The 15,643-nt window shown below is 71.4% G+C and carries 14 protein-coding genes and 1 tRNA gene; 7 read left to right on the top strand and 8 right to left on the bottom strand.

Features of this window, described 5'->3' with window-relative positions:
- Positions 1–46 precede the first annotated feature (46 nt).
- The gene (locus ACQEU8_RS30895) at positions 47–1,651 is read right to left on the bottom strand and encodes a beta-N-acetylhexosaminidase (protein WP_433106910.1); all 1,605 of its coding nucleotides are present in this window, start codon (positions 1,649–1,651) and stop codon (positions 47–49) included.
- Positions 1,652–1,884: 233 nt separating this feature from the next.
- Between ACQEU8_RS30895 and ACQEU8_RS30900 the strand changes: the two genes are divergently transcribed.
- On the top strand, positions 1,885–2,163 hold the full coding sequence (locus ACQEU8_RS30900; RefSeq protein WP_433106912.1) for a hypothetical protein: 279 nt from the start codon (positions 1,885–1,887) through the stop codon (positions 2,161–2,163).
- Positions 2,164–2,347: 184 nt separating this feature from the next.
- Complete coding sequence (glmS, locus tag ACQEU8_RS30905) at positions 2,348–4,174, top strand: glutamine--fructose-6-phosphate transaminase (isomerizing) (protein ID WP_433106914.1); 1,827 nt, start codon at positions 2,348–2,350, stop codon at positions 4,172–4,174.
- Between the two features lie 372 nt (positions 4,175–4,546).
- Here glmS and ACQEU8_RS30910 read toward each other — a convergent pair whose 3' ends face one another.
- Positions 4,547–5,068, bottom strand: coding sequence for a universal stress protein (locus ACQEU8_RS30910; protein WP_433106916.1), 522 nt, complete (start codon positions 5,066–5,068; stop codon positions 4,547–4,549).
- Positions 5,069–6,044: 976 nt separating this feature from the next.
- Here ACQEU8_RS30910 and ACQEU8_RS30915 point away from each other — a divergent pair.
- The 3 genes from ACQEU8_RS30915 to ACQEU8_RS30925 all read left to right on the top strand — a co-directional run bounded on the left by ACQEU8_RS30915 (position 6,045) and on the right by ACQEU8_RS30925 (position 8,333).
- Positions 6,045–7,472 (top strand): helix-turn-helix domain-containing protein, encoded by a 1,428-nt coding sequence (locus ACQEU8_RS30915; protein WP_433106918.1) that lies wholly within the window; start codon positions 6,045–6,047, stop codon positions 7,470–7,472.
- A gap of 28 nt (positions 7,473–7,500) precedes the next feature.
- Positions 7,501–8,106 (top strand): oligoribonuclease, encoded by a 606-nt coding sequence (gene orn / locus ACQEU8_RS30920; protein ID WP_433106920.1) that lies wholly within the window; start codon positions 7,501–7,503, stop codon positions 8,104–8,106.
- Positions 8,107–8,260: 154 nt separating this feature from the next.
- Positions 8,261–8,333: transfer RNA gene (locus tag ACQEU8_RS30925), tRNA-His, on the top strand.
- Between the two features lie 158 nt (positions 8,334–8,491).
- Here the strand turns inward: ACQEU8_RS30925 and ACQEU8_RS30930 are convergent.
- Positions 8,492–8,707: a hypothetical protein gene (locus ACQEU8_RS30930; RefSeq protein WP_433106922.1), complete on the bottom strand. Its 216-nt coding sequence runs from the start codon at positions 8,705–8,707 to the stop codon at positions 8,492–8,494.
- A gap of 142 nt (positions 8,708–8,849) precedes the next feature.
- Here ACQEU8_RS30930 and ACQEU8_RS30935 point away from each other — a divergent pair, with 142 nt between their 5' ends.
- Positions 8,850–9,332: a DUF6233 domain-containing protein gene (locus ACQEU8_RS30935; protein ID WP_433106924.1), complete on the top strand. Its 483-nt coding sequence runs from the start codon at positions 8,850–8,852 to the stop codon at positions 9,330–9,332.
- A gap of 54 nt (positions 9,333–9,386) precedes the next feature.
- Here ACQEU8_RS30935 and ACQEU8_RS30940 read toward each other — a convergent pair whose 3' ends face one another.
- From ACQEU8_RS30940 to ACQEU8_RS30950, 3 genes are all read right to left on the bottom strand, one after another.
- Positions 9,387–10,169 carry a M23 family metallopeptidase gene (locus ACQEU8_RS30940; RefSeq protein ID WP_433106926.1) on the bottom strand — a complete coding sequence of 261 codons (783 nt, stop codon included), beginning with the start codon at positions 10,167–10,169 and terminating at the stop codon, positions 9,387–9,389.
- A 71-nt stretch (positions 10,170–10,240) separates the two neighbouring features.
- Positions 10,241–11,335, bottom strand: a complete 1,095-nt coding sequence (locus ACQEU8_RS30945; RefSeq protein WP_433106928.1) for a LacI family DNA-binding transcriptional regulator — start codon at positions 11,333–11,335, stop codon at positions 10,241–10,243.
- A 251-nt stretch (positions 11,336–11,586) separates the two neighbouring features.
- A complete protein-coding gene (locus tag ACQEU8_RS30950) occupies positions 11,587–12,621 on the bottom strand; it encodes a chitinase (RefSeq protein WP_433106930.1) in 1,035 nt (344 codons plus the stop codon).
- A gap of 334 nt (positions 12,622–12,955) precedes the next feature.
- Here ACQEU8_RS30950 and ACQEU8_RS30955 point away from each other — a divergent pair, with 334 nt between their 5' ends.
- Complete coding sequence (locus ACQEU8_RS30955; protein WP_433106932.1) at positions 12,956–13,186, top strand: chaplin; 231 nt, start codon at positions 12,956–12,958, stop codon at positions 13,184–13,186.
- A 204-nt stretch (positions 13,187–13,390) separates the two neighbouring features.
- On the opposite strand, the gene ACQEU8_RS30960 is transcribed toward ACQEU8_RS30955, so the two are convergent.
- Positions 13,391–14,830 (bottom strand): sensor histidine kinase, encoded by a 1,440-nt coding sequence (locus ACQEU8_RS30960; protein ID WP_433106934.1) that lies wholly within the window; start codon positions 14,828–14,830, stop codon positions 13,391–13,393.
- A 48-nt stretch (positions 14,831–14,878) separates the two neighbouring features.
- Positions 14,879–15,601 (bottom strand): response regulator transcription factor, encoded by a 723-nt coding sequence (locus ACQEU8_RS30965; RefSeq protein WP_433106936.1) that lies wholly within the window; start codon positions 15,599–15,601, stop codon positions 14,879–14,881.
- Positions 15,602–15,643 lie beyond the last annotated feature (42 nt).

The raw sequence follows: 15,643 nt of genomic DNA on the forward strand, positions 1-15,643 counted from the left end.
GCGCAGTTCCCCGCGCCCCTTCGGGGCGCACCCCCTCCACCACAAGTCACCCCGGCCAATCCACCTGCGGCGACCGGTAGTAGTTCACCCCCATCAGCTCCCAGCGCGGCCCCTGCTGCGCCAGCCGTTCACGGTAGCCCTCCCAGCCGTGGGTAGCAGGGAGCGACCAGCCCAGTTCGGCCACACCGGGCAGCCGCGGGAAGGCCAGGTATTCGAGCTGTGTGCTGGTCGCGATGGTCTCCGACCACAGCGGCGCCTCCACCCCGAGCACGGCCCGCTCGGGCACCCCCGCCAGATAGTCGCCCGGGTCCCAGTCGTAGGACCGCTGGACCGGCACATACCCGGCCCAGGAGAGGCCCAGCGGGGTGTCCTTGTCGTACTTCATGTCGAGGTAGGCGCGGTCGGCCGGGGAGAGCACCAGTTTGGTGCCGCGCCGCGCGGCCTCGGCCACCTGGGCCCGCTCCTCGGCACCAGTCTGGTCGTAGCCCCAGTACTGGGCGACGGTGCCCCGGGCCGGCGCGGCCGTGATCTGGTGCCAGCCGATGGCCTTCTTGCCGTACTTGGCGACGACGGGCTGTACGCGCCGCATGAAGGTGACGTAGTCCTCGTGGCTGGTGGAGTGTGCCTCGTCCCCGCCGATGTGGATATAGGGGCCGGGCGTCAGGGCCGCCAGTTCGCGGAGCACGTCGTCGACGAAGTCGTACGTACGCTCCAGCGGCACGCACAGCGAGCTGAAACCGACCTCGATGCCGGTGTAGCGGGGCGGTGCGACACCGTCGCAGTTGAGCTCGGCGTAGGAGGCCAGTGCCGCGTTGGTGTGGCCGGGCATGTCGATCTCCGGGACGACGGTCAGATGCCGGGCCGAGGCGTAGCGCACGATCTCGCGGTAGTCGGCCTTGGTGTAGTGGCCGCCGGGGCCGCCACCGACCTCGGTGCCGCCGCCGTAGGTGGCCAGCCGGGGCCAGGAGTCGATGGCGATGCGCCAGCCCTGGTCGTCGGAGAGGTGCAGATGCAGAGTGTTGATCTTGTAGAGGGCGAGCTGATCGATGTAGCGCTTGACGGCAGGTACGGGGAAGAAGTGGCGGGAGACGTCGAGCATGGCGCCCCGGTAGGCGTAGCGCGGCGTGTCGGTGATGGTGCCGCCCGCGATCCGCCAGGGCCCGGGCTGCTCGCTGCGGGCCTCGACGGCGGCGGGCAGCAGTTGCCGGAGGGTCTGCACCCCGTGGAAGAGCCCGGCGGGCTCGCGGGCGCTGAGCTTGACGGCGCGCTCCCCCACATCGAGCCGGTAGCCCTCGGCGCCCAGCGTCCGGTGGCCGCCGAGCCGCAGCTGGATGCCGTCGCTACCGGCGCGTGTGGTGACGGGCAGCCGATAGCCGGTGGCGGGCCGCAGCAGCTCGGCGAGGTGTTCGGCCACCTGCCGTACGTCCTTGGTGGCGCCGGGCACCCGGATCGCGGTCCGGGGGCCGATCGTGTAGGGCTCGCCCCGCTCGCGCACCGAGGCGGGTGCGGGTATCACCTGGCCGAGCGGCCGGGGAGAGCGGGCGGTGGCCACGTCCTCCGCTCCGGCGGCGGCGGTCGCCGGAGTGCCGGGCAGTGTGGTGGCGAGCAGCGAGGCGCAGAGAACCAGTAACGGACCGAGTCGTCGTCCCATCAGCGATCCCTCCGGGATCCACACAGGACCCCTTCGAACGGTTGTTCAATCGGAGGTTCGGGGGTGGCGCACTCTCAACGAAAGCCGTGTTCAGGACACTTCGTCATAATGGCGGCCCCGACCGTGGCCGGGAAGACATCGGCAGGGACCATTTCTGCGCCGTTTTCGCCACACGGTGCCCGCTATCGGGCAGATTTCTTGCGATCGAGGCGCTGAGACCGCAGTATCGACGGGTGCTCGACGCCCCGACGCCGGTCCACGAGGACCTCATCGACCACCTGGTCCGTACGACGCCGCTCCAGCGCGGCGAAGCGGCCCGGGTGGTGCTGGACGTCCTGTCGTACTTCGACGAGACGGCCGCCGAATTCGTCCGCCGCCGGCACCGCGAGCTCCAGGCCAAGGGCCTGACGAACCCGGAGATCTTCGAGCGTATCGAGGCCGAGCTGCCGCACCGCGCCGTGGCACCGCCCCAGCTGTCCCTCAGACAGCTGCGCCGCATCGTGTACGGCTGACACGGCGCGGCGCCGGCGGATCATCCGCAGCAGCAGGAACAGCGGCCAGGAACAGCGGCCAGCAACAACAGCACGGACAACAGCACAGACAGCGCCACACACAGCGCCACAGACAGCCGCAGAAACAGCAGCTGTAACAGCAGTAGAAATCGCAGAGCACGACGGAGAGGCAGGCATCAGCAGCATGTGCGGAATTGTCGGATATATCGGTAAGCGCGACCCTGCCCCGCTCCTGCTGGAGGGCCTCCAGCGGCTGGAGTACCGAGGCTACGACTCGGCGGGCATCGCGATCCAGGCCGGTACGGGCGGCAAGCCGGGCGGGCTGAAGACCGCCAAGACCAAGGGCCGGGTCCGCGACCTGGAGGAGCGTGTCCCCAAGCGCTTCACCGGCACCGCCGGCATCGCCCACACCCGCTGGGCCACCCACGGTGTGCCCAACGACGTCAACGCGCACCCGCACCTCGACGCGGCCGAGAAGGTCGCCGTCGTCCACAACGGCATCATCGACAACGCCGCCGAGCTGCGTGCCAAGCTGACCGCGGACGGCATCACCTTCACCTCCGACACCGACACCGAGGTGCTGGCCCATCTGATCGCCGGTGCCCAGGCCGAGCGCCTGGAGACCCGCGTCCAGGAGGCGCTGCGGCACGTCGAGGGCACCTACGGCATCGCCGTACTGCACGCCGACTTCCCCGACCGCATCGTGGTGGCCCGCAACGGCTCGCCCGTGGTGCTGGGCATCGGCGAGAACGAGATGTTCGTCGCCTCGGACGTTGCCGCGCTGGTCTCCCACACCCGCCAGGTCGTCACCCTGGACGACGGCGAGATGGCCACCATCAAGGCCGGTGACTACCGCACCTACACGACCGAGGGCTCCCGCACCTCCTCCTCGCCCGAGACGGTGGAGTACGCCGCCGAGTCCTACGACCTGGGCGGCCACGACACCTATATGCACAAGGAGATCGCCGAGCAGGCGGACGCGGTGGACCGGGTGCTGGCCGGACGCATCGACGACCGGTTCGCCACCGTCCACCTCGGCGGCCTGAACCTGGACCCGCGCGAGGCACGCGCCGTGCGCCGGGTGAAGATCCTCGGCTGCGGCACCTCGTACCACGCGGGCCTCATCGGCGCGCAGATGATCGAGGAGCTGGCCCGCATCCCCGCCGACGCGGAGCCCGCCAGCGAGTTCCGCTACCGCAACGCGGTCGTCGACCCGGACACGCTCTACATCGCCGTCTCGCAGTCCGGTGAGACCTACGACGCGCTCGCCGCCGTCCAGGAGCTCAAGCGCAAGGGCGCCCGCGTCCTGGGCGTCATCAACGTCGTCGGCTCGGCCATCGCCCGCGAGGCGGACGGCGGGGTCTATGTGCACGCCGGGCCCGAGGTCTGCGTCGTCTCCACCAAGTGCTTCACCAACACGGTGGTCGCCTTCGGCCTGCTCGCCCTGCACCTGGGCCGTATCCGCGACCTGTCGGTCAAGGACGGCAAGCGCATCATCGCGGGGCTGCGCCGGCTGCCGGGCCAGATCGCCGAGATCCTCAAGCAGGAGCCGGAGATCGAGAAGCTGGCCCAGCAGTACGCGGACGCGCGCTCGATGCTCTTCATCGGGCGGGTGCGCGGCTACCCCGTGGCGCTGGAGGCGTCCCTGAAGCTGAAGGAGGTCTCCTACATCCACGCCGAGGCCTACCCGGCGTCCGAGCTCAAGCACGGGCCGCTGGCGCTGATCGAGCCCGCGATGCCGACGGTCGCGATCGTGCCGGAGGACGATCTGCTGGAGAAGAACCGGGCCGCGATGGAGGAGATCAAGGCCCGCAGCGGCCGCATCCTGGCCGTGGCGCACCAGGAGCAGGAGAAGGCCGACCACACCATCGTCGTCCCCAAGAACGAGGACGAGCTGGACCCGATCCTGATGGGCATCCCGCTCCAGCTGCTGGCCTACCACACGGCGCTCGCCCTGGGCCGGGACATCGACAAGCCCCGCAACCTGGCGAAGTCGGTCACCGTGGAGTAAGGAAGGCGTAGCGTGCTGTAGAGCACGCGGATGGGCGGAATCCCACGCGGGCCACCAACCGCGCGGGATTCCGCCTCCCCTGTGCCGGCGTCGCCCATTACGCCGGCGGGTGGGCTGCCGTCCGGGACCGTCACCTCCCGCTCGGCAGCGCGCCCTCGGGTCTTGGCCACCCGTGTGTTGTCTGTATGCCCCTCACAAGCGCACAACCCACCTCTACGGGTGGGTAGATTTGTCGATGCGTGGGAGCCGCGTCACCGCCGAACTCACGGGGCGCGCAAGGGAGTCGGGACGTATACGAAGGAGCCGCCTCCCCGCAAGGAGGCCGCCGGGATCCGCCCCGCCAGGTCGTCGTACGGGGACGGCGGGAAAGGGTCAGGGCACGACGATGACCGGGCGCTGGGCGCGCCGGGCGAGCCGGCCGGCCACGGAACCGAAGATCCGTCCCACCAGCCCGTGCGTCGAGCCGACCACGATGGCGTCGGCCGCGTACTCGCTGCCGACCTCCTCCAGCTCGTGGCAGATGTCGCCGCCCCGCTCCACCAGGATCCAGGGCACCTCCGCCAGATGTTCGGCGCAGGCGAGCTCGAGTCCGAGCACCTCGGTGCGGTGATCGGGGACGTCGACGAAGACGGGCGGCTCGCACCCCGCCCATACGGTGGTGGGCAGCCGGTTGGCGACGTGGACGATGATCAGTCCGGAGCCGGAGCGGTGGGCCATACCGATCGCATAGGCCAGTGCACGCTCACTGGAGACCGAGCCGTCGAAGCCCACGACGACACCGTGCTGGAAGGCCGGATCGCAGGAGTGGCGCGTCTCGTCCGCCGCTTCGGGGATCGCCGTCGAGTCGGCGACCTGCCTGCGGTCTGCTGGGTCAGGGATCTCGTGTCCTGCCATGACTTGTCTCGGCGAAGTGAGTCCTCTGTGCAGAGGGACGACGGACGGCTTGCGCTCTCTCGGATCTGCTCGGCCGATCTCTCGGTCGAAATCTGCTGGTGCCTGTACGGCCTGCTCGATGAAGACCGGGAATCGTCTTCCCAAGTCCCTTACCCACAGGGTACGGCCGCACTCCCCTCTTGCCCAGGTGGAGAATGACGGCCGCCCGAGGCAGTTGACCCCGGAGCATGCCTCAGCACGGGCCGCAGCGCAATGCCGCGTTACGCCCCTTACGCGCCTCCTTGACAGGCGTATGGGGCCCCTGTGGCCGGAAGAGGCGTCGAACAGCCCAGGCCCTCGGCTCGTGCACCCCATGTGCCGCGCTGGTCACACGCCGTGGGAGCGCTTCCGCTCCGCCATGGGGCGGCAGACGCGGATTCCGGGGGGGCGGCGGAGTCGACCTGACCCGATCGTTGCGATGGCGCGAGAAGACCCCTTGGGGCGCACAACGGAACACACCGGCGCGCACAGAGCCACAAATAATCACGCTCCGTCGTATGCCGCGCACGCCGGGCGTACACCACCCGTCACACGCGCCTCACGCACCTCTTGCATCACTGATGACTGCTCCTTGAGTGACTGAATCGCACGTCTGACCCCCCGCGAATTTCAGCCAACTTGCTGCCTCTTTGCAGTCCTTGCAGCCCACTCCCCCAACCCCCCTGCCACCAGGGGCGAAAGGAGCGTCGCGCGGGTGTGCACCCTACGTTGATGGGGCAGAGAGGGCATGCGTACTTCCCTGGAGCGCCGTTGAGTGAAACGCTTCGTGATCGAATGCTTCACGCCAAGTTGCCTTGTCGACATAGCGCCGGATGCCGAACTTGCACCGCCCACCTCATCCGACGCAGTAGATTCGATCTTGGCTTTCGCTGCGGGGGAGAGCGGGGGATGTGCATGGACCGAGAGGAACACAACGATTGAGGGGGGCTTAGTTCCAATGAGCCAGGACTCCACGAACGGCCCAGTCGAGACCCGCAAGCTGGCCGCGCGCCGCCGGCGCGAGATCGTGGCGGTGTTGCTCTTCAGCGGTGGTCCCATCTTCGAGAGTTCCATCCCGCTCTCCGTCTTCGGAATCGACCGCCAGGACGCCGGAGTTCCGCGCTACAGGCTGCTTGTCTGCGCGGGTGAGGACGGGCCACTGCGCACCACCGGCGGGCTCCAGTTGAGCGCGCCGTTCGGGTTGGAGGCGATCTCCCGTGCCGGCACCGTCGTCGTGCCTGCCTGGCGCTCCATCACCCAGCCACCACCAGCGGCCGCACTGGACGCGCTGCGCCGGGCGCACGAGGAGGGAGCCCGAGTCATCGGGCTGTGCACCGGCGCGTTCGTCCTCGCCGCCGCCGGACTGCTCGACGGCCGTCCGGCCACCACCCACTGGATGTACGCGCCGACGCTCGCCAAGCGCTATCCGGCCGTCCATGTCGATCCGCGCGAACTCTTCGTGGACGACGGCGACATCCTCACCTCGGCCGGCACGGCCGCGGGCATAGACCTGTGCCTGCATGTCGTACGGACCGACCACGGCGCCGAGGCGGCCGGGGCACTCGCCCGACGGCTGGTCGTCCCGCCGCGCAGGGGCAACGGGCAGGAGACCGGCGGCCACCCCCGCCACCTGGACCGTTCCTTACCAGAGGAGATCGGCGCCGACCCGCTCGCCGAGGTCGTCGCCTGGGCGCTGGAACACCTCCACGAGCAGTTCGACGTGGAGACGCTCGCCGCGCGCGCGTACATGAGCCGCCGTACGTTCGACCGGCGCTTCCGGTCTCTTACTGGGAGCGCTCCACTGCAGTGGCTCATCACCCAGCGCGTGCTCCAGGCGCAGCGTCTGCTGGAGACGTCGGACTACTCCGTGGACGAGGTGGCGGGCCGCTGCGGCTTCCGCTCGCCCGTCGCGCTGCGCGGCCACTTCCGCCGCCAGCTCGGCGCCTCCCCCGCCGCCTACCGGGCCGCGTACCGCGCGCGCCGGCCGGACGGGGAGCAGGGCCACGAGGGACCGGGCGGTACGGGAACGGCGGGCGGCCCGGGGGGTGGCGGCGCGGGGCCGGGCGGCCAGGGGCCGGAGAGCCCGCTGCGCCTGCCCCACCAGTCCCAGCCGGGCCAACCCGGGCAGCCGGGGCAGGCCGGACCCCCCGGCCATCCGGGACCGGCCGGGCACCCGGGGCACTCCGCGAGCGGCCATGAGCCGGGCGCGGCGGGCGGACCGTCGGCGTACGGCACCAGACAGGACACCCGACACGAGACCCGACAGGAGCTGAGGGAGCACAGGAACGCACAGCAGAACCGCTCCGAACGCCTTGAACAGGGCAAACCGGAGTCGGACGCGTATGCGCCGCGGGTGCCGGGGCAGCGCGGCCGGGGAGCGGGCTGAGCGGGCCGCGTCACGTAGTGTGAAGCGCATGAACGATCGCATGGTGTGGATCGACTGCGAGATGACCGGCCTCTCGCTGTTGGATGACGCGCTCATCGAGGTGGCCGCGCTGGTGACCGACTCGGAGCTGAACGTACTCGGCGACGGCGTGGACATCGTGATCCGCCCGCCCGAGCACGCTCTCGAGGCGATTCCGGAGGTGGTGCGCGAGATGCACACCACCTCCGGTCTGCTGGAGGAGTTGGACGCGGGTACGACGCTTGCCGACGCCGAGGCCCATGTCCTGGCGTATGTACGCGAGTGGGTACCGGAGGCCGGCAAGGCGCCGCTGTGCGGTAACTCCGTCAGCACCGACCGCGGCTTCCTCGCCCGGGACATGGCCACGCTCGACAGTCATCTGCACTACCGCATCGTGGACGTCTCCTCGATCAAGGAGCTGGCCCGCCGCTGGTACCCGCGCGCCTACTACAACAGCCCGGAGAAGAGCGGCAACCACCGCGCGCTGGCGGACATCCGCGAGTCCATCGCCGAGCTGCGCTACTACCGCGAGGCGGTGTTCGTGCCCCAGCCGGGGCCGGACTCGGAGACGGCGAAGAAGATCGCAGCCCGGCACGTGCTGCCCCCGGCGGACTGACCGCAGGGGGCAGCCGGAGCGGTCGGAGCCGCAGGGGGCATTGCGTGGTCCGGCACCGGACCGGTGCCCGTAATCCTGGGAGCGAGCACGGCGCCGGACCCTGTACACTCGTAGCGGCCGGTCAGGGAAGATCTTCTCTTCCCCGCCGGACATGGTGGTCGTAGCTCAGTTGGTAGAGCACCTGGTTGTGGTCCAGGATGTCGCGGGTTCAAGTCCCGTCGATCACCCTTCACTCAGAGGCCCTGTGGTCCGCGGAGACGCGGACCACAGGGCCTCTTCGGTGTGCGCGCAAAAACACTGCGTCCCCGGCCTCCCACCCGGGAGACGGGAACGCAGTGCTGACGGGCAGGCAGAGCTGGTTCTCTGCCACGGGAAAGCGCTCGGCTCAGTCGTTCAACATCGGGCCGAAGTAGAAGAAGGCCGAGTCGCTGATGTTCGTGTCGTCGTCGGAGACGTTGACCTTCTTCAACTCCCCGCGCACCGACTCGTACACCCAGTTGTACTGGTTCCCCTTCGGCCAGGCTGCGGCCGAGCCCGCACCCGCGCCGGCCAGGCCCAGGACGGCGAAGCCGACGGCGACGGAACGCACGAGCGTACGCATGCGCATGTGAACCTCCAAGGGTTGGTTGGACGAGGCACCACAATGGCGGGCGAAGTGTCACCTTTTGGTACAACACGACAACGCCGCCCGGAAAGAACCCGGACGGCGCACCCGCCCTCGCATTCGAACTAATATTCGGCTCGTGAGTGAGTGGCGCGACCGTGCGGGACCGTGGGCGCGGGCCCGGATGCCGGACGGACAGGAGCTGGACGTGATCGTCATCGGCCGCTCCCGTACGCCCGACGGCCACTGGTGGTACGAGTGCGAGGCGATCCTGCCGAGCCGCTACCAGCACCCCGACGGGCGCGCCGAACCCAAGAGCGCGCCGACCGCGATCAGCGTCGCGGCCGAGAACATCACCCCCATCCCCGGCGAGAGCTACGACGCGGTGCCGACGGCCGGCGCCGTGGCGGGCCGCCAGTGGGTGGCCGTCCGGATGCGCGGCGTCGGCGACTCGGGGCCGTGGTGGTGCGTGCACCGCCGGGACTGCTGGCAGGCCCGCGACGGCTGGCTCACCCGGCGCATCACGGCCAGGGAAGCGGTGGAGCTGCTGGCACGGACCGAGGAGGCGCGGGTGTGCGACGTGTGCCGTCCGGACAGGGCGCTGGGCCGGGCGGGGCGCTGACGGCGGACGACCGCCACCGGCGCGGCACGGGCGCGGGACACGGGCGGGCCGGGTTCAGACGAGGAGTACGCCGTGCTCGGCGAGGTAGTGGACCGGGTCGACGTCCGTGCCGTAGCCGCGCTGGGCCCGTACCTCGAAGTGGAGGTGCGGGCCGGTGGAGCGGCCCGTGTTGCCGGAGAGGCCGAGCCAGGTGCCGGGGCGGACCGCGGTGCCGGGCGTGACGAAGATCTCGGACAGATGGGCGAAGAGGGTGTACATGCCGTCGGTCATCCGTACCGTCACGGCGTTGCCGTAGGCACCGGCCCACCCCGCGGAGACGACCGTCCCCGGGCCGACGGAGCGCACCGGGGTGCCCTCGGGAACGGCCAGGTCGATACCGGTGTGATAGCCCGCGGCCCAGTTGCCCCTGACACCGTACGGCTGCGAGACCCGGACCCCCGTGGCAGCAAGCGGCCGGACCCACCGTTCCCCCGCCGCGGCGCCCGCGTTCCCGCCGGCCTCCGCCGCCTGCTCCCCGGCCCCGGAGGGCGAGGGGGTGGGCGCGGGCGCCTTGGATGGGATGCCGGAGGGGGTGGCCGCGGGCGTGGGGGTTCCGGGGGGCGGCGTTCCGGAGGGGGAGGCCGCGGGTCCGGCGGGCGCGGACGCCTCGGGTGCAGGTGTCACCGCTGTGCCGGGGGACTGCTGGGCGGGGGTGTCCGGTGGGGGTGCGGCGAGGGCGGTGGGGATGCCGGACACCGTGAGGAGGGCGGCGGCTGTCAGGGCGACGCCGGCCGGGTGGCGGGCACGGCGCCGCCGCGATGCGTACGGCCACGGGTTGCCGGTCCGGGTACGAGCCATGTCTGCGATGCAACGGGTACGGCGGACCCGGCGCACCCGGAGCGCGGCCCAAAGGGTGAGGTGATCCCCCGTCAGGAGGAGGCTCGGGGGATCAGTTCGGTGGGCAGGACACGGTGCCGGCGGTCGCCGCCCCGCCCCTCGACGGGTGCCGGTCGGGCGGCAGCCGCCGTACCCGGCGTCCACTTGCCCAGCAGTTCCAGCAGCACGCGGGCCATCTCCCGCCCCATGTCGGCGATCGGCTGGCGGACGGTGGTCAGCGGCGGGTCCATATGGCGGGCCACGACCGAGTCGTCGAAGCCGACGAGCGCGACATCGTCCGGCACCGAGCGGCCCGCCGCACGCAGTGCGCGCCGGGCGCCGGCGGCCATCACATCCGAGGCGCAGAAGACGGCGTCGAGCCCCGGCGTACGCTCCAGCAGCTGCCGCATCGCGCGGTCCCCGCCCTCCTCGGTGAAGTCGCCGCATGCCAGCAGGGCCTCGTCCAGCGGCCGGTCCGCCTCGCGCAGCGCCTCGCGGTAGCCATCGGTACGGCAGCGGGCCGCGTACACGTCCTCCGGCCCGGCGACCGTGGCGATCGTCCCGCGGCCCCGCGCCAGCAGATGGGCGACGGCCGAGCGCGCACCGCCGGTGTTGTCGCAGTCGACGTACGGCACCGGCTCGGCGGCGCGGCGGCGGCCGCCCAGCACGGCGGGTATCTCGGAGCGGACCAGCAGGTCCGGCAGGGTGTGGTCGGCGTGTACGGAGACGAGCAGCACTCCGTCGATCCGGTGCGCTGCCGCGTACTGCGCGAAGCGGTCCCGCTCCTGCCGGCTGTGCAGCAGCGTGAGGAGCAACTGCATGTCGGCGTCGGCGAGTTCGGAACTGATGCCCTGCACGATGGCGGGGAAGTACGGCTCGGTGAAGAACCGGGACTCCGGCTCGGGAACCACCAGCGCGACGGTGTCGGCGCTGCCCGCCGCCAGTGCGCGGGCCACCCGGTTGGGGACGTATCCCAGTTCGGCGACGGCGTTCTCGACGGCGGCGCGGGTGCGGTCGCTGACACGGGGCGAGCCGTTGATCACGCGGGAGACGGTGCCGCGGCCCACCCCCGCGCGGCGGGCGACCTCCTCCAGGGTCGGTCCGGACTGTGCTGTCCTGCGGGCCCGTCCGCCGCGCACTGCTGCCATGGTGCCCTCCCCGTGTGCTGCGGGCCCGCACCCCGCGGGGTGCGGGCGAGGGGCCCATTCAACTACAACCGGCCCCGGCAACAAGGCGGAAGCGGGAGGGACGGGAGGGAGAGGACAGGGAGGGCGACGCGGGACGAGGAGGGCGGGGCACGACGGCGGGTGTGGGGGGTGTGGGTTGCCGTCGCGCCCCGCCTGTGGGGGGTGGTTGGGGGGTGGCTGTTTGGGGGGTGGCTGTGGGGGGTGGTTCCGGGTCAGCCGGCGAACGCCTTGCTGAAGTCGTAGGGCTGCTGGTCGATGCTGGAGCAGGTCGGGTCCGCCTGGTCCTTGGGCCCGCCGGGGCAGGGCTTGTCACGGGTGCCGGACCACATGGACAGCCAGCCCATGCCGTGCTTGTCGGCGAACGCGCGGACCTCCTTGGCGTCCTCGGGCTTGAAGACCTCGACGGGGACGTCGTTGACGCCGATCATCGGGGTGATGGCGAGTGCCTTCCAGGCGGCGGCGTCGTCAAGGCCGAGCGCTGTCGCGACCTGCTTGTGGGACGAGGTGGCGGCCTTGGTGGCGTACTCGCCCATGTCTCCGTCGTAGGAGGGGCCGTAGTCCATCGCCATGATGTTGACGGCCGAGACCTTCACCCCGTTCTCCTTGGCGTTCTTCAGCAGGGCGACGCCGGGTTCGGTGAGGCCCTCGGGCATCACCGGCAGGGTGTAGGAGACATCCAGGTCCTGGTGGCTGTTCTGGAGCTGGGCAATCGCCTTGGCGCGCCGCTCGTTGGCCTCCGCGTCGGGCAGTGCCGCGCCCTCGATGTCCAGGTCGATCTTCTTGAGGTCGAAGGCGTCGATGACCTTTCCGTACGCCTTGGCGAGCTCGTCCGCCGAGTCGCAGGCCAGGCCGAGTTCGGAGCCGTTGGCGCCGCCGAAGGAGACCCGTACGTCGCCGCCCTTGGCCCGCAGCTCGGGTATCTGCTTGGCGACCGGGTTGTCCTTCAGCTCCTGGTTGCCGCCCCACTTGGGCTCGCATCCGCCGCCGCTGGTGACGAAGGCGAGGTTGTACTCCTTCACACCGGTCTTCCCGGCGCTCTCCACCAGGTCGTAGGAGGGCTGGAGCGAGGTGTCGACGTACGGCGCGAAGGGCGTGCCGGCGGCGTCGGAGGCCGCCGGCTCCTCGCCCGCCGTCGCGTTGCCCGCGAGCAGAAAGCCGCCACCGGTCACCAGGGCCGCCGCCGTGGCACCCAGCACGGCCTTGGCGGTGCGGCTGGTACGGCGGCGGTGGCCTGCTGTGTTCGTCATCTCGTTGCTGCCTCGTTCTGTGGGGGATGGGGACGGGGCAGCACATTACTGACGGTGAATCGGGCAAAGGCCGCGTTGCGGACTTCGGCCGGTGTCCTTAGGGCGCTCTTAAGGCAGCGGAAAGGGCCTACTTAAGGGGCGGCGCCCGTCGGGGAGTTCGGGGCGCGCGAGAAGCGAGCGCGGGGGCTGCGTCGCGCCGTTGCTCCGTTCGCCGCACAGCCGGACCACCCGGAGGGGTGAGGGTGCGGCGGTCGTCGGAAAGTCACAACGACGCGGCCCGGTCAGCTGTGCCTGGATGGTGCGCAAGTTGTCTGTCTCCTGGAGGAAGAACACCATGCTTCGTCACGTGACCACGGCCGCCCTCGCCGCCACCTTCGTTCTCGGCGGTGCCTCCGTCGCCGCCGCCGACGCCGGTGCGCAGGGCGGCGCCGCCAAGTCACCGGGTGTGCTCAGCGGGAACGTCGTGCAGGTTCCCATCCACCTGCCGGTTCAGGTGTGCGGCAACACCGTCAACATCGTCGGGCTGCTGAACCCGGCCTTCGGCAACAAGTGCGTCGCTAAGTAAGCGGGGCGCGCTTCCACAGCGCCGCCGGGTCAGGACCGCCGCATCGGTCCGGACCCGGCGGCGTTTTCGCATCCGGGCCCGGGATTCGCCGAGGAGCCCGGGATCCGGATTCGCTGAGAAACCCGGGGTCCGGATTTCGCTGAGAAGCCTGGGGGTCCGCGCCGAGAACTGACGCGGACTCAGGCAGCGAGCCAGCCGGCTCCCTCAGCCCAGCCGCCGGGCCCGGCGCCGCCGACGGCCGCTCTCCCGCCGGCCGGCACCGGTCCGCAGCGCGAGCCACACCCGCACCTCCGTACCGCCCAGCACCGAGCGCCCCAGCCGTACGTCGCCGCCGGTGGACTCCGCGACGCGGCGCACGATGTCCAGGCCCAGTCCCGTCGAGCCGGGGCCACCGGCGCCATGGCCACGGCGCAGCGCCGCCTGGGGGTCGGCGATGCCGGGCCCGGCATCGGAGACCAGCACGATGACGGCCTCGCTGCCGGGCCCACCGCTGTGCAGGTCGACGGAGAAGGCGGTGCCCTCGGGGGTGTGCCGGAAGACATTGCCGAGCAGCGCGTCGACGGCGGCGGCGAGTTCGCCCCTGGCGACCGGTACCCGCACAGGGCGCTCAACTCCCGCGACCCTCGCCTCCCGTCCCTCGTCCTCGGCCAGCGCCGACCAGAAGGCCATCCGCTCCCTGATCACCTCGGCCGCGTCGGAGGCGGCGGAGTGCGCCGCGCCCGGCGACTGGGCACGCTGCTCGCGGACCGCGCCGATGATCCGGTCCACCTCGCCCTCCAGCTGGGCGACGGCGGCCCTCGTCTGGTCGGCGGCGTCGCCCTCGCCCAGCGAGGCGGCGTTGAGCCGCAGCACGGTCAGCGGCGTACGCAGCCGGTGCGAGAGGTCGGCGGCCAGTTCGCGCTCGTTGGCCAGCAGTTGGACGACCTGGTCGGCCATCGAGTTGAAGGCGACGGCGGCCGACCGCAGCTCCGTCGGCCCCTCCTCGGGCACCCGCACGTCCAGTTCGCCCTCGCCCAGGTCGTGCGCGGCGCCCGCGAGCCGTTCGGCGGGCCGCACCATCCGGGTGCCGAGCCGGTCGGCGACCGCGACCGAGCCGATGATCAGCGCGATGCCGACCCCGGCGAGCACCATCCAGGAGGTGGCCACACCGTGGGTGACCTCCTCGTCGGGTACGAAGACCTCCACGACCGCGACCTTGCCGCCGGCCACCGCGGTGGGCCGCAGCAGCGCGTATCCGCCGTCGACGGCGACCGTGGAGGCCCGGCCGAGCCGCTGCGCCGCGGCGAGCCGGTCGTGCGGGGCACGGGTGTGCCCGACCCGCAGTTCGCCTCCATCGCCTTCGGAGCCGCCGGAGCTGCCGGTGCCCCCGCCGGTGCCGCCGTCGCCGGAGCCCGCTTTGCCGGCCGGCACATGGACCGCGATCCGCCCCTCAGCGCCGGCCTGGGTGATGGCGACGGCGCGCAGGAGTTCGCGGCGGTCGCGGGTGATGGCCAGGGCCGGGCCGACGGCGGACGCCTGTCGCTCGGCGCCTGCGAAGGCGCGGTCACGGGCGGTCTCCTTGACGACCAGCGCCAGCGGCACGGCGAAGGCCACCACCACCATCACCGTCACGGCGAGGCAGACCTTCACCAGCGCCCACCTCACGCCGTACCGCCCCTCACCCCACGCCGCCTCTCGCCGGCAAGCCGCCCCTCACTCCGGGCCGCCCTCGCTCTGCGGCGGCTCCAGCTTGACGCCGACGCCGCGCAGGGTGTGCAGATAGCGCGGCCGGGCGGCCGTCTCCCCCAACTTCCGCCGCAGCCATGACAAATGTACGTCGATGGTCTGGTCGTCCCCGTACGAGAGCTGCCACACCTCGGCCAGCAGCTCCTTGCGCGATACGACGACGCCGGGCCGCCCCGCCAGGAAGGCCAGCAGGTCGAACTCCCGGCGGGTGAGATCGAGCACCACCCCGTCCAACTGGGCCATCCGGCGCAGCGGGTCGACGACGAGCCCGCCCACCCGCAGCACACCGTCTCCGGCGTGCTCCCCGCTCCCGCCGCCGAACTCCCCGGTGCGCGTACGGCGCAGCACGGCCGCCATCCGGGCCGACAGGTGGGCCACCGAGAACGGCTTGACCAGGTAGTCGTCCGCGCCCGCGTTGAGCAGCCGGACGATTTCGGCCTCGTCGTCCCGCGCGGTGGCGATGATCACCGGGACGTCGGTGACGCCGCGCAGCATCTTCAGCGCCTCCGCACCGTCCAGATCCGGCAGCCCGAGATCGAGGATGACCACGTCGAATCCGACCTGCGCGACCTCGCGCAGGGCCTCCAGCGCCGTACCCACGCTGCGGACCGTATGGGCGGCCTCGGTCAGGTGCCGGATGAGGGCGGAGCGCACGAACTGGTCGTCCTCGACCACGAGCACACTTGCCATGGGCGGAACCGTACGACATTCCGACTGGCTCTAGGCTGACGG

The organism is Streptomyces sp. CA-250714, from assembly GCF_050936705.1.
Lineage (GTDB): Bacteria > Actinomycetota > Actinomycetes > Streptomycetales > Streptomycetaceae > Streptomyces.

What these genes read in the sequence shown, in the direction of transcription:
- ACQEU8_RS30895 (WP_433106910.1), bottom strand. Translation starts at nt 1,651, where the DNA reads ATGGGACGACGACTCGGTCCGTTACTGGTTCTCTGCGCCTCGCTGCTC.
- glmS (WP_433106914.1), top strand. Translation starts at nt 2,348, where the DNA reads ATGTGCGGAATTGTCGGATATATCGGTAAGCGCGACCCTGCCCCGCTC.
- ACQEU8_RS30910 (WP_433106916.1), bottom strand. Translation starts at nt 5,068, where the DNA reads ATGGCAGGACACGAGATCCCTGACCCAGCAGACCGCAGGCAGGTCGCC.
- ACQEU8_RS30915 (WP_433106918.1), top strand. Translation starts at nt 6,045, where the DNA reads ATGAGCCAGGACTCCACGAACGGCCCAGTCGAGACCCGCAAGCTGGCC.
- orn (WP_433106920.1), top strand. Translation starts at nt 7,501, where the DNA reads ATGAACGATCGCATGGTGTGGATCGACTGCGAGATGACCGGCCTCTCG.
- ACQEU8_RS30930 (WP_433106922.1), bottom strand. Translation starts at nt 8,707, where the DNA reads ATGCGTACGCTCGTGCGTTCCGTCGCCGTCGGCTTCGCCGTCCTGGGC.
- ACQEU8_RS30940 (WP_433106926.1), bottom strand. Translation starts at nt 10,169, where the DNA reads ATGGCTCGTACCCGGACCGGCAACCCGTGGCCGTACGCATCGCGGCGG.
- ACQEU8_RS30945 (WP_433106928.1), bottom strand. Translation starts at nt 11,335, where the DNA reads ATGGCAGCAGTGCGCGGCGGACGGGCCCGCAGGACAGCACAGTCCGGA.
- ACQEU8_RS30950 (WP_433106930.1), bottom strand. Translation starts at nt 12,621, where the DNA reads ATGACGAACACAGCAGGCCACCGCCGCCGTACCAGCCGCACCGCCAAG.
- ACQEU8_RS30955 (WP_433106932.1), top strand. Translation starts at nt 12,956, where the DNA reads ATGCTTCGTCACGTGACCACGGCCGCCCTCGCCGCCACCTTCGTTCTC.
- ACQEU8_RS30965 (WP_433106936.1), bottom strand. Translation starts at nt 15,601, where the DNA reads ATGGCAAGTGTGCTCGTGGTCGAGGACGACCAGTTCGTGCGCTCCGCC.